The 19,361-nt window shown below is 39.5% G+C and carries 18 protein-coding genes; 2 read left to right on the top strand and 16 right to left on the bottom strand.

All coding sequences use genetic code 11. From position 1 onward, the window contains the following. Window positions 1-16: 16 nt before the first annotated feature. The 4 genes from MKY80_RS08790 to MKY80_RS08775 form a co-directional block, all read right to left on the bottom strand. The gene (locus tag MKY80_RS08790) at window positions 17-1,567 is read right to left on the bottom strand and encodes a hydantoinase/oxoprolinase family protein (protein ID WP_342532590.1); all 1,551 of its coding nucleotides are present in this window, start codon (window positions 1,565-1,567) and stop codon (window positions 17-19) included. Then, on the bottom strand, window positions 1,560-2,663 hold the full coding sequence (locus tag MKY80_RS08785; protein WP_107921854.1) for a DUF917 domain-containing protein: 1,104 nt from the start codon (window positions 2,661-2,663) through the stop codon (window positions 1,560-1,562). The genes MKY80_RS08790 and MKY80_RS08785 overlap by 8 nt, the downstream gene beginning before the upstream one ends. Continuing rightward, window positions 2,660-3,928: a cytosine permease gene (locus MKY80_RS08780; protein WP_089984898.1), complete on the bottom strand. Its 1,269-nt coding sequence runs from the start codon at window positions 3,926-3,928 to the stop codon at window positions 2,660-2,662. Before MKY80_RS08780 ends, MKY80_RS08785 begins: the two co-directional genes overlap by 4 nt. A 130-nt stretch (window positions 3,929-4,058) precedes the next feature. Further along, entirely contained in the window at window positions 4,059-5,651 is a 1,593-nt protein-coding gene (locus MKY80_RS08775) for a PucR family transcriptional regulator (protein WP_089984901.1), read from the bottom strand. A gap of 165 nt (window positions 5,652-5,816) precedes the next feature. Here MKY80_RS08775 and MKY80_RS08770 point away from each other — a divergent pair, with 165 nt between their 5' ends. Further along, window positions 5,817-6,671, top strand: coding sequence for a pentapeptide repeat-containing protein (locus MKY80_RS08770; protein WP_089984902.1), 855 nt, complete (start codon window positions 5,817-5,819; stop codon window positions 6,669-6,671). A 59-nt stretch (window positions 6,672-6,730) separates the two neighbouring features. On the opposite strand, the gene MKY80_RS08765 is transcribed toward MKY80_RS08770, so the two are convergent. From MKY80_RS08765 to MKY80_RS08715, 11 genes are all read right to left on the bottom strand, one after another. Further along, complete coding sequence (locus MKY80_RS08765; RefSeq protein WP_089984904.1) at window positions 6,731-8,446, bottom strand: FTR1 family protein; 1,716 nt, start codon at window positions 8,444-8,446, stop codon at window positions 6,731-6,733. Continuing rightward, window positions 8,421-9,680 (bottom strand): iron uptake transporter deferrochelatase/peroxidase subunit, encoded by a 1,260-nt coding sequence (efeB, locus tag MKY80_RS08760; RefSeq protein ID WP_008175764.1) that lies wholly within the window; start codon window positions 9,678-9,680, stop codon window positions 8,421-8,423. The genes MKY80_RS08765 and efeB overlap by 26 nt, the downstream gene beginning before the upstream one ends. Window positions 9,681-9,686: 6 nt before the next feature. Further along, a complete protein-coding gene (efeO, locus tag MKY80_RS08755) occupies window positions 9,687-10,556 on the bottom strand; it encodes an iron uptake system protein EfeO (RefSeq protein WP_090001875.1) in 870 nt (289 codons plus the stop codon). A gap of 162 nt (window positions 10,557-10,718) precedes the next feature. Next, entirely contained in the window at window positions 10,719-11,921 is a 1,203-nt protein-coding gene (locus MKY80_RS08750) for an MFS transporter (RefSeq protein ID WP_008175758.1), read from the bottom strand. Between the two features lie 13 nt (window positions 11,922-11,934). Then, window positions 11,935-12,354 (bottom strand): MarR family transcriptional regulator, encoded by a 420-nt coding sequence (locus MKY80_RS08745; protein WP_089984908.1) that lies wholly within the window; start codon window positions 12,352-12,354, stop codon window positions 11,935-11,937. Between the two features lie 37 nt (window positions 12,355-12,391). Next, the gene (locus tag MKY80_RS08740; protein WP_342532585.1) at window positions 12,392-12,634 is read right to left on the bottom strand and encodes a hypothetical protein; all 243 of its coding nucleotides are present in this window, start codon (window positions 12,632-12,634) and stop codon (window positions 12,392-12,394) included. A 206-nt stretch (window positions 12,635-12,840) separates the two neighbouring features. Then, entirely contained in the window at window positions 12,841-13,722 is an 882-nt protein-coding gene (locus tag MKY80_RS08735) for a nuclease-related domain-containing protein (RefSeq protein WP_342532584.1), read from the bottom strand. 157 nt (window positions 13,723-13,879) lie between these two features. Then, complete coding sequence (locus tag MKY80_RS08730) at window positions 13,880-14,887, bottom strand: iron ABC transporter permease (RefSeq protein WP_342532583.1); 1,008 nt, start codon at window positions 14,885-14,887, stop codon at window positions 13,880-13,882. Next, window positions 14,880-15,881, bottom strand: a complete 1,002-nt coding sequence (locus tag MKY80_RS08725) for an iron ABC transporter permease (RefSeq protein WP_008175749.1) — start codon at window positions 15,879-15,881, stop codon at window positions 14,880-14,882. The genes MKY80_RS08730 and MKY80_RS08725 overlap by 8 nt, the downstream gene beginning before the upstream one ends. Before the next feature lie 23 nt (window positions 15,882-15,904). Then, the gene (locus tag MKY80_RS08720; protein ID WP_008175747.1) at window positions 15,905-16,831 is read right to left on the bottom strand and encodes an iron-hydroxamate ABC transporter substrate-binding protein; all 927 of its coding nucleotides are present in this window, start codon (window positions 16,829-16,831) and stop codon (window positions 15,905-15,907) included. Between the two features lie 16 nt (window positions 16,832-16,847). Further along, a complete protein-coding gene (locus tag MKY80_RS08715; RefSeq protein ID WP_036125139.1) occupies window positions 16,848-17,636 on the bottom strand; it encodes an ABC transporter ATP-binding protein in 789 nt (262 codons plus the stop codon). A 147-nt stretch (window positions 17,637-17,783) separates the two neighbouring features. Between MKY80_RS08715 and MKY80_RS08710 the strand changes: the two genes are divergently transcribed. Continuing rightward, window positions 17,784-18,833 carry an NAD(P)/FAD-dependent oxidoreductase gene (locus MKY80_RS08710; protein WP_090001867.1) on the top strand — a complete coding sequence of 350 codons (1,050 nt, stop codon included), beginning with the start codon at window positions 17,784-17,786 and terminating at the stop codon, window positions 18,831-18,833. A 50-nt stretch (window positions 18,834-18,883) separates the two neighbouring features. Here MKY80_RS08710 and MKY80_RS08705 read toward each other — a convergent pair whose 3' ends face one another. Then, the gene (locus tag MKY80_RS08705; protein ID WP_036225075.1) at window positions 18,884-19,129 is read right to left on the bottom strand and encodes a hypothetical protein; all 246 of its coding nucleotides are present in this window, start codon (window positions 19,127-19,129) and stop codon (window positions 18,884-18,886) included. Between the last annotated feature and the right edge of the window lie 232 nt (window positions 19,130-19,361).

The raw sequence follows: 19,361 nt of genomic DNA, 5'->3' as shown, positions 1-19,361 counted from the left end.
TTAGGACTCTTCTTCACTAAACCATTTTCCCTACTACTTTTACTTTTAATCTTGTTGCGTTTTCTGGATGATAGGCTAATGGCGTTTCTTCCACTTCAACCAATTCAATGGTATCCGCAAGGGCACCTGCTAATACAGCTTGTTTCACTGCTTTATGTTGTGCATCCTTTAGAGATTCCTCTCGAGGTTCTTTGGAATAAATATAAATTTGCTCGTATTGTCCACTAATTTGTGCAATGGATGCTCCAATGGCATTTGCTACACCACCATATTCCGATTTGGCAATCGTTGAAACACCTTGAATTTTTTCTGGCACAATAATACTACCCCCGCCCACTAAAACAAGCGATACATCCTCTGACGATGTTTTCATTTTATCAATGGCCTGTTCTAGTAACGAGGAAATTTCTTCTTGAACGGCTTTAGCAAATGCTTCATCAATATGTGCCACTAAATTTGGATCTCCTACTTCTGCAAGACCTAAACGGACGGCAATATCTGTTGTTGTCATCGTCGACCCACCAAATACTAATGCCTCTTCACTAATTTTATAGCCAACACTATCTGGTCCAACGGTAATTTTATTATCCTTCACTCGAACAATACTACCACCACCTAGTCCGACTGAAATAATGTCAGGCATTCTAAAGTTAGTGCGGATATCCCCTACTTCCACCGCTACTGAAGATTCTCGGGGGAATCCATCTTGTAACACACCAATATCCGAAGTCGTACCGCCTACATCTAATACCATTGTATTTTGAATTTGTGATAAATACGAAGCACCTCGAATACTATTTGTAGGCCCACAAGCTATCGTCAAGATTGGAAATTGCTTCGCATAGTCGATGGACATTAATGTACCGTCATTTTGACAGAGGTACACTTCTACATTAAAAATGCCTTCCGCTTGAAGGGCTTGAATAAAACCCTGTGTTGTCGTCTCAATGACCTTGCATAGAGCTGCGTTTAGAATCGTTGCATTTTCACGCTCAATTAAGCCTACAGAGCCAATTAACGATGAGCAAGAAACCGGGAAATCTTCACCATAGATCGCTTGAATCCAATTACGAACCTGCAATTCTTGATCATTTTTAATAGATGAAAAGACACCTACAATGGCAATTGATTCTACTTGGTCACGCCATTCTTCTAAGAGCTTTGTAATCTCTTCCTGATCAAGCACACTCAATAACTGGCCATCGTATTCATAGCCTCCATGTGCGATCGCATAATTTCCTGATAATTTTTCAATCATATCGGATGGCCAAGCTGTATAAGGTAGCACCGATGCTGTAGCTGGATAACCCAGTCGAATCACACCAACCCTTGCTAGCTTCTTACGTTCAACGATGGCATTTGTACATTGAGTAGTCCCTAGCATGGCATGTGTAATTTTCGTTTTATCAATGTTTGCACCCTGTAATAATTGCTGTAACGATTGTTCGATACCTGTTTTAATATCTAAACTTGTCGGTGACTTCACACTATAAACAAGCTGACTATTATGATCTAAAAGTATGGCATCTGTATTTGTTCCGCCTACGTCAATTCCGATTTTATACATGTTCAGCTACCCCCTTTTTCACCAATTCTTCAATTGGCACGAAATCATAATCATAGCCAAAGTATTTTGGTCCTGCTGTTTCTATCCCTTTTGCTGTGCGCCATTTTTCATGTGATGGTAAACCAATGACACGCACACGTTTACCGTATTTTAAACTTTCTGTCGTCACAGGCAATAGTGTTTCATAATCGACTAAACAAATCAGGTCAGGTGTCATCGCCACAACTTGATCGTTCTTCTCTGCCAGTAAGTTTTCATTTTGGAAATGCACCTTCATTTGATCCTCTTTATAGCCATCAATTCCTTCAAGAAGCATTTTCCCTAAGTTAAAGCCGCCCTTCGTTTCACGAATCACATCAACAATTTTCCCTTGAAATAGCTCGTACCCTGCAATAAGCTTTAAAAGTCTTGCTAGCTTATCGTTTACCTCTTGATCTTTAGAAGCAATAATTTCACCGATTTTTTCAGAAAGTGTCACAATATGATGCACACCACTTTTTTTAATTTGAGCTCCAGTTGTTGGATACAAGCTCACTAAAGAGCTCGCTCCCATCTCAACAGTTGCCGAGCGGGCGATACGCTCTGTCCATTTATTATCAATCGTTTCAAAAATGCCGATATTACCCTTTTCATCTGTGATGGCCATAGGGGTTGCCGAAATACCATCTAGATTAAACGTCACCATTTGCAACTCTGGGAATGCGCGCCCCATACCATCGCAATCAATTAAAGGTAAACCTAGCTGAGCAGCCACCACAATCGGAATCATCGAATTGACCCCACCCGCTTCCATCGGGTATGTACCAGCAATTTTATCCTTCCCTAAATATTGCGCAAGCTTTTGGAAAACTTTTACGAACTCGTCGCCACGAGGAAATTTTTCAACTAAAACCGATGGTGCTCCCATCATAGCTGCGGGAATGAAAAAATCCTCATCCTCAATTTCATCCACGGAATACAACCGAACAGGGCCATTTTTTTCAATAGCAGAAAGTGCCATTAATTTCCCGATATACGGATCTCCGCCACCACCTGTTCCTAAAAATGCTGCACCTATAGCTATATGTTCAATAGCCGCTTGATCTAAATATCTCATCTATGTTCCTCCAATATGACAGTTTTTTGTACGGATACACGATACCCAATATAATAAATAGCAAATGAAATAATAATGCCGATCATCGGTTGATTAGGTAATGTCGGCAATTCAGGAAATAAAGAGAATACGACGGGCATACAGGCAATCACTGCCCCAATTAGCCAAGAAAACACCCCTAAGCGATTAACGCCTTCCACCTCAACCCAGCTATCTTTACGACCTTTATGGATGACCCAATAGGAAGCAATCATGACTCCTGCAACAGGTGGAATCATCGCGGATAGAATCGACATAATCGGTGTGAAGTAATTTAAAATCCCTATGACTGCTAAAATCGTACCAATTGTTCCAGCAACAAAAATTGCGATTCTCTCTTTGTTTTTTGCTACGTCAAATACATTAATTAAGGCAATACCGCCTGAAATCGCATTGACCAAATTGGTTTTCCAAGTAGCTAAAATCAAGCCAACCCCACCGATAAATGGTGTAGCAATATGCAAAAAGACTGCGGTAATGTCACTTGTTTGATAAGCAATTGTTAAAATAGCGCCTACGCCAATCATTAGCACTCCAGCAGGAATAATACCTAACGTAGCAGCCTTGAAAACATCCGAACGTTTTTTGGAAAATTGCGAATAATCACCCGCTATAACTGCCCCTAATGCGAATGAACCAATTGTCACTGCTAAACCATCCATAAAACTCATATTTCCTTGTGGTTGGTAAGCACGTATGAACTCCAGCTGATCCCCTGTTAACGTTTGGACTAAACCATATACGCAAATAATGACTAATAATGGGACAGCAATATAGCTTAATGTACGTAATACTTTGATGCCATAAATAGCAGATACAACCATGACCATACCGCTTATGAACGAAGCTAGAGGAACTGGTATATTCAAGTGATAGATTGCTAGCAAATTCGCTAAGGCAACCCCGCAAACATTAGCCTGAATACCAAACCACCCTAAGCAAGCAATAGCTAGGATAATAGATAAAATAGTACGAGAGCCTTTTTTACCGAACACTTGCCCAGCGACATGGACAGTCGGCTTACCTAAATCACTACTTTGCATTCCTTGTAATATCATAATGAATACGACGATCGCGTAGCCTACAAACGCTACAGCCAATGCCTTCGATAAACTCATACTTGTAATGAGTGCATTTCCTACCAATAAACTAGGAATACATATCATGGCACCAGCCCAAATAATCCCTAAGCTATACCACGATTGAACATTGTTGTCATTTCTCAAGCGACTCCCTCCTTATTCTTGGGTGTGGATTAATGTTTTTAATTATAAAGAAAGCATAAAAGGGAGTCTTTTGCGTAAATAAAAAAAATAATCTGAAATTTTGTTCAAAATAACAAAATTCCAGATTATTCTAATCATTAATTAATCGAAAAAGCATGCAAGCCATATACACATCATAAAATTCAGCGTAAATGGTCACATCTGTGCCAATCAGCTCACTAATTTTTTTGATACGATATTTCACCGTATTTTTATGAATATAAAGTAGTTCCGCACAGCGCTCCACACTTGCATTCGCATCCAATAAAAAGGTAATCAATGTCTGTAATGTATCATGATCATGTAAAATAGGGTCAATGACTGATAAATATTCCTCAATCATTTCTTCCCCCTGCTTACTTATATCAATAGCTCGTTTCATGGAACGAACCTCGGCTGCCGTAAACAATTTTCGCATGGGGTATATCGTGTTGGCTTTATCACCTACCTGATTGACCAACTGATACATTTGACGAACAGCCTTTGTGTTTTTCATTTTTGGAGCATAGACGATTTCTGCAATTTGCCCAGCATAATTGGTAGTTTCATTATATTCGACAGTAATTTCCAACTCATGGTGTTTGTACAAGCAATTCCCGAGTAGCACAATCATACAATGGTCAATACATTGAATGACTCTTGTTTGATAGTATTTAGACAGCTGCTCTTCTAACTCATTTCGAACCTTTTTTTCATCCGCTAAATCATGCATATAAACTAACCACATCATTTGAATAGCAGAAACATCAATATGGAGGAGATTGGCTAATCTTCTCATTTTTTCACTTTCATCATTAATGATTGCTTTGACTAAGGCATATTCGCTGACCTCATCATGCTTGTCTCCCCATAAATTAATTGCGACTTGGACAACCTCACTCACCTTTTCAATTGTCTTGGCAGGTAAATCGGTATTTTCCTTTATAAGGAATAAAAAGAGAGGCTCCCCATTTTTTTGATGCACTCTTTTATAGTCAATCACACATGAGATATCACTTCGTTTTAACTCGAATTTACCTGTTTCACGATAAACTTGTGATTGTGAGCATTCATGCACAGCGTGGACCACATCTAATGATGAATTTCTTGGCCACATGACTTGATTGATAATATCCAAATGACTATTTGTTAACAGAATATTGGCTTTCAAGCGATCTGATAGCATTTTCAATGTAATTTCGACACTTCTTAAATGCTCAGGCAATAAGGATACCTTCTCTAATGTTTCCTTAACGAAGTGGTCATTGACACCCTGATTACTAACAATCGCTTCCATAACTTCATAAATAACCTCATTATAACGGAGAGAATAATCATTCTTTGGCATACAGATGATAATAAACCCTTGAGATTCGGCTAAGGCAAGCACTTCCTCAGGTATATGTGGCAACACAATACCAACATAATATAAGATAAGGCCCAGCTCTCCTAAATCGTGTAAATGCTGAATTGTTTCACATTGCTGTTCCACACTATCTCGAATGGAATAAAAGGAGCTAATCACCAGTTCTTCTGCATACCATTCCTCTTGCACACGATTGATAATTTTCGAATAAAAATCAACATTCGATACTTCTAAAACGGATAAAGAAGAGACCGTGCGATGCAGATTATCTCGACCTGTTAAAACCTCTGCCCCGCGAAAGGAAGGCAATTGCAATAAATCTTTTACCGTTACCCCCATGTTCAACCACCACTACTTTTCTAAATTTTCTATACAACGTCTTGTGAAGAAGAATACCATAATCGCACCTGTCTTTCAAAATATGGTTGTCTTCATATTTCATAAGCTAGCATGTACATGCTAAAATAATAGCTAAGTTTATGAGGTAAGAGAGGGAAAAAGAGGATGTCAAATCTAACAAATAGAGACTCATCGTTTGGCACGACAATCCGAGAAATCTTACAGGCAGATTGCCAAAGCTGTTTTGGGTTATGTTGTACAGCATTAAATATAGTGGCTTCTAGTGATTTTGCCATGGATAAACCAGCAGGCAAGCCATGCTCCAATTTAAAGGAGGACTATAGCTGTCAAATTCATAGCAAGCTAAGAAAAAGTGGCTATAAAGGCTGTACTGTTTTTGATTGCTTAGGGGCCGGTCAGCAAGTTTCCCAAGTGACATTTAAAGGGCAAGATTGGCGCCAATCACGAGAACATGCTGAGAAGATGTTTCAAGTGTTTCCAATTATGGAGCAGCTATATGAAATGATTGCGTATGTAGCTGAAGCTCTCTCCTATCCTGTTGACGATACGCTCCATGAACAGCTCCTCGTTCAATTAGAGCAGCTACAGCAGGCAACGGAGCTTGACGCTAATAGCCTATTGGCGCTGGACATAATTGCTATTCGTATGCCAGTAAACGCACTTCTTTTAAAAACAAGCGAACAAATGCGGCAACAGCTAGTAAAGGGGAAAACTTCTCCCAAATTAAATCAGCGTGGTGCTGATTGGATGGGTAAAAATTTCAAGGGGAAAGATTTGCGAGCTACTGATTTAAGAGGTAGCTATTTAATTGCTGCCAATTTACAAGGAGCCAATTTACAAGGGGTAGATTTCATTGGGGCTGATATGCGTGATACCAATTTACGCGGCGCAGATCTATCGACAAGTTTATTTTTAACACAAATGCAAATCAATGCCGCACAAGGTGACAGCACTACGAAACTACCTTCTTATATTAAACGTCCAGCTCACTGGCAGTAAAAAAGGATGCCTCTCCAAAGAGACATCCCTTTCCGGCCATAAGCGTTTGCTAAAGACACTTAGGCTTGCTTCTTTTTATAAATGATGGTTGCCACGATCAATGCTAGTAATATCGCTTGGCCAATCATCGTTTCTACGGTTGGATAGAAACCAATCATGCTTATGACAGGTAAGCCATCAACAATCGTTGTAGAAATCTTATTAGTTAGCTGCAATGTATGCAGACTGACACCGATAATTTTAAAGGCTAATATATAAATAAGCCATGTCGCTACGGCAAAGAATTTATGAATAGGCATTTTGCCACTTGCCTTAAACAACACAACGGCAAGCACGGCAAGGATAATGAGCGCCACGACAATCCCTAGGATAAATTGAGAAGTCGCCATTTTCGGTGCAATACCCGCATAAAAGACAAGCGTTTCTGCCCCTTCTCGGAAAACGGATAAGAAGCTAATCGCTGCCATCGCAAAAATAGAGCCACTTGAAATGGCATTGCCCATTTGCTTCGAAATATAGCGATTCCAACTGACCACACTCGATTTACTATGCAGCCAGATACCTACACCAATCATCATTGCTGCAGCCAGTAAGCCTACATAGCCTTCCATTAATTCACGATTCGTATCAATTGTAGCCGAATTTAAAATCGTTGACATAAGAACTGCGGCAACAGCTGATAACAGAACGCCCACAAACGCTCCGATATAAATCCATTTACGCATTTTCTTCTGCCCTGATTTATTAAGAAATGACACAAGAGCTAATATAATGAGTAAAGCCTCTAGCCCTTCTCGAAGTAATATTAACGCGGCATCCCAAACTGTATAATCTGAATCACCTTGAATTAACTCAATTTCCGTACGGAAGGTATTTAATTTTTTCGTAATAGCCTCTTGATCGACAGAGGATTTTAATAAATCACTCGCGATGATGGGCATATCACTTTCAATTTTTGTATAGAGGCTACCATTACGAGTTGAGATTTCTATTTCAACTCGTGGCCAAATCGTAATAAATTCTCGAACCTTATTAGAGGCTGCCTTATAATCACCATCATCTACATAGTCCAACGCCTCATCAATATAAGCAATTAATGTAGCTAACGAATAGTCCCCTTCTACCGCTTCAGCCGTTTCTTTACCCGCTACAAAATCTACAATCGTTTGTTGTAAATCTGCAAATTGAGTTTTCATTAATGCGATATCCGGCTCTTCCGCAGAAATAGAGATTCGTAGAAATGCCATCTGTGTTTCGATTTGCCCATACATGGCAATACTTTGCTCACGTACAGGTCGCTCACTTTTATTCCACTTAAGATTAAAATCCTTGTAGGCTTCATCAATAGCCTGAACATCACCACTAGCTAAAGCATTTTCAAAGTCTGCCAAAATTGGCTTCATCTTTTGCCCAAACTCTGCTCGCTGTGCAGCCTCATCCACTGGGTTTTCCAGTTTTTCTAGCGCACGTAGTGCATTCGACAATGCTGACAACGCCTCTAAACGGTCATCCTTTGACTTGGCCTCTGTTGCTTGCGCAAGGATCTCATCAACCTTTGCTTTCGCCTCTTTTTGTTCAGAAGAAACCTTAGCCCAGTCTGTGGCAAACTGTTCAATCGCCTGTTTCGCCTCTGCCTCTTTATCCTGCTTCGTATTCATCAATGCATCACTAATCGCAATATATAAAGGACTATACGATTGCGCAGCTTGCACAGGTAAAGCTAAAGTCAGAACTAAAGCAATCACCATACTACAGCGCGTTAAAAAGTGCTTCACCTAAATAACTCCCCTTTTGTACACCAGGGAAGCAAGCAAACACTGCACTGCCTCGATGGGTAATATACTCATTCATTTTATCCATACGCCCTAAGCTATTTTGTATCGTTGTAAATTGGGCTGGGTCCTTTTGAAATGAAATAAAGATAAGCCCCGCATCATGAGTGCCTGTATTCGACATCACACCTGATGCATAGGAATAGGATCTACGTAAAATACGAGCTCCTGATTTACGGGCTAAATGAACATGTGATGTATCAGGCATAATATAATTCCCTTTATCATCCTTCGCCTCTACATCAAAATCATCAAATTCCTTTGTCTTACCCATCGGTGCCCCACTATCACGGTAACGTCCAAATGTAGCTTCTTGATCTTTTAAAGATGTACGATCCCATGTTTCAAGATGCATTTGCACTTTACGTGCAACTAAATAAGAGCCGCCTTTTAGCCAGCCTTTATCCACCCAAACAACCTTTTTTAAATCCTTTTCATCTGTAATGGATGGATTCACTGTGCCGTCCTTGAATGCAAAAAGATTTCGGGGGGTCCCACCACCTGCTGGAAACGAGTTAAAGCCAGACTGTGACCATTTAATCTCCACTTTCCCAGATGCTGCACGCACTAAATTACGGACCGCATGGAATGCCACCTGCGGATCATCTGCACAAGCCTGAATACACAAATCACCACCTGTATATTCTTTCAGTAGCTGATCCTTTGGGAAATGTGGTAAATCCTTTAACTCCGCTGGCTTTAAATGCTGCATACCAAGCTTATCGAATAAGGAAGCACCCACACCAATAGTAATTGATAAATTGGCAGCATCTAAGCCCTCTGCCTCACCGGTATCACCAGTCGGTACTCTCGTATTCGACGAAATATCAGCCATTAATTCACCATTCATTAAACGTACAACAAGAGGTGTCCATTGCTGGAATAACTCTTGCAATTCCTTCTTCGATGTCACTAACACATTTAAAGAAGCAAAATAAATATTCGTTTGTACAGGTGTTACAATACCTGACTGATGGTTGCCGTAGAAATTGACCTTATTGCTTGCCGTAGTACTGTCAGCCACAGGCTCAAAAACATCATAGCCCATTGCTTTCATTACACCACCTAAACCAGAGGCACCAATGGCAACACCTGCCACCCCAATGCCTGTCAGTTTCAACATATCACGTCTAGAAATTTTTTTATTCATCCATTTTTCTTCATTTGATGCTGTCATTTATGTTCACTCCAAAATGATTCCCATTTGACTTAATGGTTCTCCAAGCTGATTCACCGCTGCCGCAAGCGCTTTTGTGTTGTCCTCTGTTAATTCCTCATAGGATATATAACCACCATCGGCAGTTGCATGCTGTGCTAATAAATCGTCCACCGCTTTGAATTTTTCATCAAGTGCTGTGACTAATTTTGAATCTTTCGCTTCTAATTTTGAACGTAAAATTTCAAAGATTTTTTCAGCACCTTCAATGTTCGCTTTAAAATCATACAGGTCTGTATGGGAGTAAATTTCTTCCTCACCCGTAATTTTAGATGTGGACACTTCATTTAATAAATCAACTGCACCTGTAATCATTAAATCCGGAGTCACTTCAACTGTTTGTACAAGGGCATGTAATTCCTTCGCATCTGCAAGTAGCTGGTCAGCCACAGCCTCATAGCCTTTTGTTGTATTTTCTTCCCATAGCGCATACTCAAGCTTATGATAGCCTGACCATTCTTCTTCGCCTTTTCCTTCTTCCTGTATATCAGCTAAACGACCATCAATACGTGGATCAAGGTCGCCAAAGCTTTCCGCAATTGGTTCAGAACGTTCAAAATACATTCGCGCTGGTGCATAGGCAGCTTTTGCTCCTTCAATATCGCCAGCCTTAACAAGATTCACAAATTTCTCTGTTTCTAGTAAAAATTGATCCATTTGCTCTAAAGCAAATTGTTGATAGTCTGATAGTTCAGAAGATAAATCAACCTCTTGTGCAGCTTTGTCTGTTTGCTCTGTTTCAGGCTTATCTTCTTTTTTTGTATCTTCTGTATTACCACAGCCAGCCATTAGAATGCCTCCTGCTACTAATACTGACAATAATGATTTATTTTTCATACTTCGTACCTACTCCCGATTTTGTTTTATATTGTGATGATAATGATTATCATCCTCTAATGCAAGATAATTTTTTTGAAAAAGAAAAAAACGTCATTTTTAAGTTGTTTTCTAAGAACAACTAGAAAAAAGACGTTTTTTCCACAATATAATGATTCTAATCTACGAAATTTTTGATTGTTTCCATTTTTCATGTTTACCATGTAAGAAATAATAAAGCACAATTGATAATAAAATGACAAAGACCATCGCAAAGAATATGGCTCTGTAGCCCGCAGATGGAACAAATAATCCTAAGAAATAAGGCCCTACACCTAATCCTAAATCATAAAAAATGAAGTAAGTAGATGTCGCAAGTCCTAAACGTTCATTCGGAGTTACTTTAATAGCAATAGCCTGTGCAACAGAGTTGAAGTTACCATAGCCAATACCGATACAAGCAGCAGCAATTAAAAAAGCAATCGTTGTTGACGCTGAACTAAATGCATACATACCAATAGCAAAAATCACCAAACATGGATAAATGATAATATTAGCGCCTCTTGTATCCAGTAATTTTCCTGTAAATGGACGTGTAGCTAAAATGACAATCGCATAGATAATGAAGAAATAACTACCTGCTGATACTAAATCAAGCTCCTTCGCATAAAACGTCATAAAGGACATGACGCCTGAATACGCAAAACCGATGACCAGTGCAACAAAAGCAATCGGTACAGCTCGCAATTCAATGAAGTTTGTCACCTTAAAGCCAGCCTTCGTTGCCGCATCCTTCGCCTTCTTCGGTGCATCTGGCACTGTTACGATAAAATACATGAAAAAGCAAATAATAGCTAAAACTGAATCTACAGCAAAAATCATGCGGTAATCCTCAAACAGCTGCGTTAATAAAATACCGACAAATGGTCCAATAGCTGTGGCCAAAATCGCACTTAAGCTATAATAACCAATTCCTTCACCGCGTCGCTCAGGAGGTAAAATCTGTGCAATAATCGTCCCCGTAGCTGTACTTGCCACCCCAAGGGCAATCCCCTGTACTAAACGATTCAGCATAAGTAAAGGTAAATTCCCTGCTATAAAATAGGACATCGTTGACAGCATAAATAAAAGCAATCCACAAAATAATGTTTTCTTACTGCCCCAATCCCCAATAATACGGCCCGTTCCAAGACGCCCTAATAATGTCCCGATAATAAAAATACTCGATACAAGACCCGCTGTACTTGTAGACGCATTAAAATGCTCCACTGCATAAGCAGCAATCGTAACCATTAATAAATAAAAGATTAACGTAATGGTAAAATTAATGAGTGAGACAATTAAAAAATCCTTTGTCCATAGTTTCTTTCTTGTTGTTCCTTCCACGTTACTCGCTCTCCTATTGATTAATATTCATACAAATTCTTTCAAAAACCTGTGTCGCTACTTCAATATCTCGCTGAGGTACACCTGCCAGTGCATGCTCAAAAAATGGCTTCAAGTGCGCTTTAATCTCCTGCACAAGCTTCTCCCCATGCGCCGATAAATGGACAAGCTTTTCCCGCTTATCCTTGCCCGCCATCGTTTCCACATAGCCAAGCTCCACAAGTTTATGTACAAGCTTCGTCACACTCGGCTTCTCAATAGACATAAAATTCGCGATATCCACAAAGGAATGCGGACCTTTATCCTTTAAAAAACGAAGAACTGCCCACTGTGAGCTATATAACTGATACGGTTCAAGTTGCACATTCAGCTTATTGATAAATGGTCTATACATTAAACGATACTGATTAAAAAACTCCTGCTCACTTGTCACAAGATCACTTCCTCTTTATAATAGTTAGCCTAGCTAACTATATACCTAAAATCTTTATTTGTCTAGTTGGGATTTCTAGTATATAAAATAGCATGGTATTTATGTCACTTTTATTAGTGGGCTGTAATGGAGAAGAGAAAGGATGGACAAGGAGTAGAAAGTGAGCAGGAGTATCCGTCACTTTTCCTTTTCTATCCGTCACTTCTTTCCCTCTATCCGTCACTCTTTGCGATTCCCTCATTTTCGCCTCTCCACCCGCGCCTTCTTCATGCGTATCCATCACTTTTCACTCTCTATCCGTCACTTTTTCCGTTTTATCCGTCACTTTCCTCCCTCTATCCGTCACTCTTGATGTTCCGCTCACTTTGCCTCACCATCTCCCCACAAAAAAACTACAATTCAGTCTGGCTGAATTGTAGTTCGTTTCTATTCCATGATCCAATACTGTCTATGTTTCTTTGTTCTGTCTGCTTTTAATGGGAGCTGCTATAGTAGCTTGTAGGCGACGTTTGGGGAATCGATGGCAAAGAATTCGCGGAAGCTTTTATTGGTGAGCTTTGGACCTACTAATAATCGATAATCTTCGAGGGCTTTTTTCAATGCATCCTGGTCGACCCATTTACAGCGAGGGCAATGCCATTTTTTATAATGGTAGTTCATTGGCTGACCATTCGCACAATGGGGACATAGAACCCCCTTTACCATCTCCTCAAGAGGCACCTTCACCTCTCTTTTTATTGTGCTATGCAGGGACATGAGGTGCATAGCAAATCGAAAGAGATTTTCAGTCTCTACTGGTTGATGCCGGTCGAACCATTTTTGTAAATGTGTACGTAATCCGGTTACATGAAATATTGGCTGTCCATGAAAACCTTCTGATAAAATTCCATTTTTTGTTGCTAGCACGACTGCATGCAAAACAGGCAATTGAAATTTTTCTTGATGTAACAGTTTTTTCATCCATCCTACATGTCGTTCAAGTTGAAGAAATGGGTCAGTCATTCCCTCTACCTTGCCTTCTGAGGTCATCCGTGTCAATTGTGCAAAGGCGGTATCATATGAGAGAACGCCTGTTATATTTTTGATTTCTACAATCAGTAAAAAGTGTCGACATAGAAAAATGGTGTCCATTTGATGAGTAGAGCCGAAGTTATTCATCGTTTGAAAATCATGGAGAAAATAATAGGGGGTAGGTAGGTCTATCTCAAGCCATTCTGCATCCACACGCTGTTCGCCTGCGTGTCCAGCCTTTAAACGTCTTAAGTTTTCATCATAATTCGAGTACTCCCGGTGAGAGTTTGAGAGTCTTCGAACAATGGCTTCTAGTGTCTTCTGTGTTTCCGATGTTCGACGTGCTAATAGAATCATTTATTCACCTCCTGTCTTGATTATATAAAAAAAGAACCTCAACAAATGAGGTTCCTAAAAACTTGCCATATACATTTAGTAAAATAAATCTTTCATTCATTTCAGTAGTTCAAAAGCCTTTGCTTTCGTGCATCCATTTACTCGTGCTATCACTTTTCTATACATTCTTCCGTAATAAATATAAAAAGTAAGGAGCCCCGATAAAGGCAACAATGATACCCGCTGGTACAGTTGCAGTAGCAATGGCAACACGACCAATAGTATCGGACAGCATTAATAGACTTGCGCCAATGAATAATGTCAATGGTAAAAAGAATTGGTAGCGTGGTCCGACAAGCTGTTTGGAAATATGAGGTGCCATCAACCCTATAAAGGCAATACCACCTGTTACAGAAACTGCTGCTGCTGCTAGTGCCACAGCGACGATTAATAAGCGTAACCGTTCGCGCCCGATATTCATCCCAAGACCTACAGCTGTTTGCTCCGTCATCGCCAAGACATTTAGGACATTGGATTTATAGAAAATATACGGAATCCCCACGACAAGCCAAGGCACTAAAGCCCAGAAAAATGGCCAATCCGTACCCCAAACACTACCTGCAAGCCATTGGGCAATAAATTGCACATCACTTCGCTCTGCTGAGGAAATTAATACCATCATTACGCCAGATAAAGCAGAGGCTACCCCTACCCCAATTAAAATCAGTTGGACGGGTTGCACTCCTTTATTGCGTTGATAAGAGAAAAAGTAAATGCAAAGGGCAGTGAAAAGCGCACTACAAAATCCTACAACTGGCAATATATAAGCAAAGTGTGGAAGATCTCCATTTACAAGTAAATAAAAGACTGTAATCCCGACACCTGCTCCTGCATTAATACCAATGATCCCCGGATCTGCTAAATCATTGCGTGTAACCCCTTGTAGGACTGCACCTGCTAAAGCTAATGCCATCCCAGCCGCTGCTAATACCAACATTCTTGGTAAGCGAACTGAGAATAATACGAAGGATTCTTTAAAACTACCATCGCCTAGCAAGGTTGGGAGAATGCGATCAAACGAAACAGAGGCAGGTCCTAAAGAAATGCCTAAAACAAAAATGAATAACGTGACGATAAGCCAAGTAAAAAACCATTTTCGCTGTTTTTTGCGACCTTCTTTAAACAAATTGGCGTCCTCCCTTCCGTACTAATAGTAGGAAGAATGGTAGACCAAGAATCGAAACAATCGCTACAACCGGCGTTTCAAATGGTGCATTAATCATACGTCCTGCAAAATCAGCGGTCACCATAAACCAGCCGCCAATAATTGCGCTCATCGGTAAGACAAAACGATAGTCTGTCCCTACAAATGCGCGAACAATATGCGGAACCATTAAGCCAACAAATGCTAGATTCCCAACAAGAGCTACGGCAGAGCCTGCTAAAATAACGACAGCAAACATCATAATACCTTTAATCAAAGTTGTGTTTTGCCCAACACCTACCGCTACTTCTTCATTTAAACTTAAAATCGTTAATTGACGACTAAAAGCAAATGACAATAGGAGACCAATGACAATGACCGGAACGATCAATAACGCCTGCCATGTCGTGCCAATGAATCCGCCACTTGTCCACATCGAAACATCCTTGGAAATTTGAAATAAAATGCCCGTGCCTTCAGCAACCGCTTGTAATAAAGCAGTAACTGCTGCACCAGCTAAAACAAGTCTCAATGGAGAGAAACCTTTCTTAGTAGAGGCACCGATCCCATAAACGATCATCATACCAATTCCAGCCCCAATAAAGCAGGCTAAAATTAACGTATAATAGGAAAATTTCGGGATAAACGCCATCGTTAAAGCAAGGGCAGCATTTGCCCCTGCTGTTAAACCAAGTAGCCCTGGATCAGCTAATGGATTGCGTGTAACCCCCTGCATAATCGCTCCCGCAACTGCGAGTGCACTGCCAACAAAAATGGCAGCAATGATACGAGGAAATCGAATTTCACGTAAAATCGTGTAATGCTTACCACCACTTTGTCCGACAATTGCTTGATAGACATCTTGAATGCTCGTATTCGCTGCACCTAAGCACAGCGAGATACTAGCCGTGCCGATTAATACGATCAATGCAAGCAATACCTGAAGCCAAAATGGTAACTGTCGAAACTTTGTCATTTGCCTTCGCTACTCTCTACTAATTATTGTAAAAATTTTTCTTCAAAGAACTTTAGTTGATGTTCTAAAGTGATCGGGTCATTGAAATAAAAGGCATTTGCATTCACTTCAAATAAATGACCATTTTTCACTGCTTCTAAATCTTTAAACCATGCTGCATCTGTAAATGAGTTATCTTGGTCTTGGAACATACTGAAAATCACATAATCCCCTGCATAATCCCCTAAAACTTCTTGAGAAATTGCATAGTAGCCAGGCTCTAAAGCTGTTTCTTTAACTTTTTCAGGCATTTTCAAGCCCATTTCTTGATATAAAATCTCTGTTCCACGACCCCAGTTATCGCCATAAATATAAAATTGTTTATTAAAGTTTTCCGCCACTGTTACAGTTGCATCTTCACCGATTTTTTCTTTAATTTTTTTACCTGATTCTGCTGCACGTGCTTTAAAATCTTCTACCCATGCTGTTGCTTCTTTTTCTTTATTGACAACTTTACCGATTTCAATAAATTGTTGTAAATAATCTACTTTCCCATACGTAAATAATACAGTTGGTGCAATTTCTGATAATTTATCAGCATTTTCAATACCATTTAAACCAATGATTAAGTCTGGCTCTAGCTCAAGAATTTTTTCAACATCTGTATTTTCAACAACTACTGCATCTTTAATAGCATCTTCAAAGTTTGGATTTTTTGCTGCCCATGCATCTACACCGACAACATCAACATCAAGCTGTAATAAATCCCCTACAAAAGAAGATAATACGACTACACGTTTAGGGTTTGCCGGTACTTCAATAGGACCTGCTTCTGATTGATAAGTAATTGTCTCAGCTGAAGTTGCTTCTTTCGAGCCTTCATCAGCCTTTTCTGTTTTCTCTTCTTTATTGCCGCACGCCGCAAGTACGAGTACAAGCATCATAAACATTGGTAATAACCACTTCTTCATTGTCTTTCATTCTCCTTTAAACGGTTTGTAATAAGTTATATGTAATGCACATTGGTTTGTTCGTTCGTGGATCTTGACCAATTACAGCATCAATATTAAACACTTTTTTTAATACTTCTGGAACCATGACTTCTTCAGCTGTTCCAAATTTCACAAGCTCTCCTTGTGACAGTGCCACAATATAATCAGAAAAACGTGCAGCTTGATTTAAATCATGGAGGACCATAACAATCGTGCGCCCTTGTTCTTCATTGAGCTTATAAAGTAACTCTAGAACCTCTAATTGATGTGCCATGTCTAAATAGGTTGTCGGCTCATCTAAAAATATAATGTCGGTTTCTTGAGCTAAAGACATTGCAATCCACACTCGTTGACGCTGTCCACCTGATAAAGCATCTACAGATTGTAAGCGGAAGTCTTCTGTTTTTGTCACTTGTAAAGCCCAGTCAATGACCTCTTTATCTTTCTGTGATAAATTGCCAAAGCCCTTTTGATAGGGAAATCGACCGTAGGATACAAGCTCTTCCACTGTTAAACCATGTGCACTTTCTGGGCTTTGCGGTAAAATAGCCAGTTCTTTCGCCAATTCTTTCGTGTTCATCTTGGAAATATTTTGACCATCCAGAATGACCTGTCCACTCTCATGCTTTAAAATACGTGTAATGGCCTTTAATAAGGTAGACTTTCCGCAACCATTTGATCCAATGATCGTTGTGATTTTGCCATCTGGAATTTGCAGCGATAAGTCATGCACAATCGTTTTATTCTCATAACCAACACGAATCGATTCTACTTCTAAACGCAATTCGGACCCTCTCTTTCTTTTTACTTCATTCCATGCTATTATAGGCACTGTTAAAAATGATAATCATTATCACTAAAATTAGTCTAATTTTATGATAAGATTTTGTCAATTACTTTTTTACTATTAATTAAGGATGTGGCAATAAAAATGCAACATGTGTATGATGTGACAATTATTGGCGGAGGCCCTGCTGGCTTGTATAGCGCCTTTTATAGTGGTTTACGAGGATTAAAAACAAAATTAATAGAGAGCCAATCTCAACTTGGTGGAAAAGTATTACTTTATCCTGAAAAGCTTATTTGGGATATAGGAGGTCACCCCCCTATTTTAGGCGAGAAATTTGTTAAACAATTGATCCAGCAAGCTAAAACATTTGACCCTACGATCCTAACAAACACAAAAGTAGATTTTATTGAACAACAAGAAAATCTATTTATTGTACATACAGCAACTGGTGAAAGGCATTATTCAAAAACAGTTCTACTAGCGGTTGGTGGAGGGATTATTAATCCTCAGAAACTAACGCTGGAAGGTGCTGAGAAATATGAAATGTCCAATTTACACTATACCGTTCAATCCTATAAACGTTTTGTAAATAGGGATATCCTTATCTCTGGTGGCGGCAATGCGGCCATTGATTGGGCTGTCGAACTGAGCCCTATCGCTAAAAGTGTGACAGTGGTTTACCGTAAAGAAACATTATCAGCGCATGAGGCAACCGTAAAAGAAGCTATTGATGCTGGCGTCCTTATTGAATGTAATACGACGATTACAAAGCTTTTAGCAAATGACGATAAAACGGCTATTCAATTAGTGAGATGTGAAAACTCAAAAACAAAGGAAAGCTACACTCGTCAAATTGATGAGGTCATCATTAGTCATGGCTATAATTGTGAAGCGTCCCTCACGTTTGATGAAGCGATTTCGATTCCTAAAAAGGATGATTATTATTTTGAAGGCAAAGCAACAGGTGAAACCGTACAGCCTGGTATTTTTGCGGCAGGAGATATTTTATCATTTGAAGGAAAAATTAATTTGCTACTTGGGACATTCCAAGATGCAGCCAATGCGGTCAACTCTATTAAAACTTATTTAGAGCCAACTGCTTATCGCCATGGAATGGTGTCCTCTCATAATGAACTATTTAAAGAGAAAAACCGCTCCATTATCGAAAAGGAACTTGTCCCATCCCATTAATCATAATAGAAACCCTCTTAAGAAAGCATTCTTATGAGGGTTTCTTTCTTTTATCTGAATAAACTTAATAGTGCCCCCATCTGTCTTAACATATTTACGCCATTCGTAATCGTTCCAGCATGACCCATAATTGTATTTAGATGATCTGGCAACCTCCCTCCTATTCTAGGACCTTGAAATTGCTGATTGGGTGGATAGTTAGGTTGCATCGCTCTACCTCGAAATGGAGGACCAAAAGTTCCCATATTGTTTGAAGGATAGACTCCTCTTCTATAATTCGGCTGAAAATGTGGCATTTATACACCTCCTATCTAAAAGCTCTTCCCTAGTATATGTGCGTCTTTTATGAAGGAATTAGACGTATGAAGAAGTATCAAAAATTATCTATTTTTGTCCTATAAAAAATAGGGATTTCTAGCTTTTTACCATATGTAAGGGAACCATACTAGTTTTCTTTTCATACTATATAAAAAAGAAGGTGGTTTTCATTCAAAATTCTAATTATCTCCAATTTTTAGCGAAATTTGG

This window comes from Lysinibacillus sp. FSL R5-0849 (assembly GCF_038595075.1).
In the GTDB taxonomy this organism is placed as follows: Bacteria; Bacillota; Bacilli; order Bacillales_A; family Planococcaceae; genus Lysinibacillus; species Lysinibacillus fusiformis.
Note: the sequence above shows the minus strand (reverse complement) of the source record. Positions and strands in the feature narration are given on the sequence as shown.

Excerpts from the sequence above, each read along its gene's own strand:
- MKY80_RS08775 (WP_089984901.1), bottom strand. The coding sequence starts at position 5,651 with ATGGGGGTAACGGTAAAAGATTTATTGCAATTGCCTTCCTTTCGCGGG.
- efeO (WP_090001875.1), bottom strand. The coding sequence starts at position 10,556 with ATGAAAAATAAATCATTATTGTCAGTATTAGTAGCAGGAGGCATTCTA.
- efeB (WP_008175764.1), bottom strand. The coding sequence starts at position 9,680 with ATGACAGCATCAAATGAAGAAAAATGGATGAATAAAAAAATTTCTAGA.
- MKY80_RS08710 (WP_090001867.1), top strand. The coding sequence starts at position 17,784 with ATGCAACATGTGTATGATGTGACAATTATTGGCGGAGGCCCTGCTGGC.
- MKY80_RS08770 (WP_089984902.1), top strand. The coding sequence starts at position 5,817 with ATGTCAAATCTAACAAATAGAGACTCATCGTTTGGCACGACAATCCGA.
- MKY80_RS08785 (WP_107921854.1), bottom strand. The coding sequence starts at position 2,663 with ATGAGATATTTAGATCAAGCGGCTATTGAACATATAGCTATAGGTGCA.
- MKY80_RS08735 (WP_342532584.1), bottom strand. The coding sequence starts at position 13,722 with ATGATTCTATTAGCACGTCGAACATCGGAAACACAGAAGACACTAGAA.
- MKY80_RS08725 (WP_008175749.1), bottom strand. The coding sequence starts at position 15,881 with ATGACAAAGTTTCGACAGTTACCATTTTGGCTTCAGGTATTGCTTGCA.
- MKY80_RS08790 (WP_342532590.1), bottom strand. The coding sequence starts at position 1,567 with ATGTATAAAATCGGAATTGACGTAGGCGGAACAAATACAGATGCCATA.
- MKY80_RS08720 (WP_008175747.1), bottom strand. The coding sequence starts at position 16,831 with ATGAAGAAGTGGTTATTACCAATGTTTATGATGCTTGTACTCGTACTT.
- MKY80_RS08740 (WP_342532585.1), bottom strand. The coding sequence starts at position 12,634 with ATGGATACGCATGAAGAAGGCGCGGGTGGAGAGGCGAAAATGAGGGAA.
- MKY80_RS08705 (WP_036225075.1), bottom strand. The coding sequence starts at position 19,129 with ATGCCACATTTTCAGCCGAATTATAGAAGAGGAGTCTATCCTTCAAAC.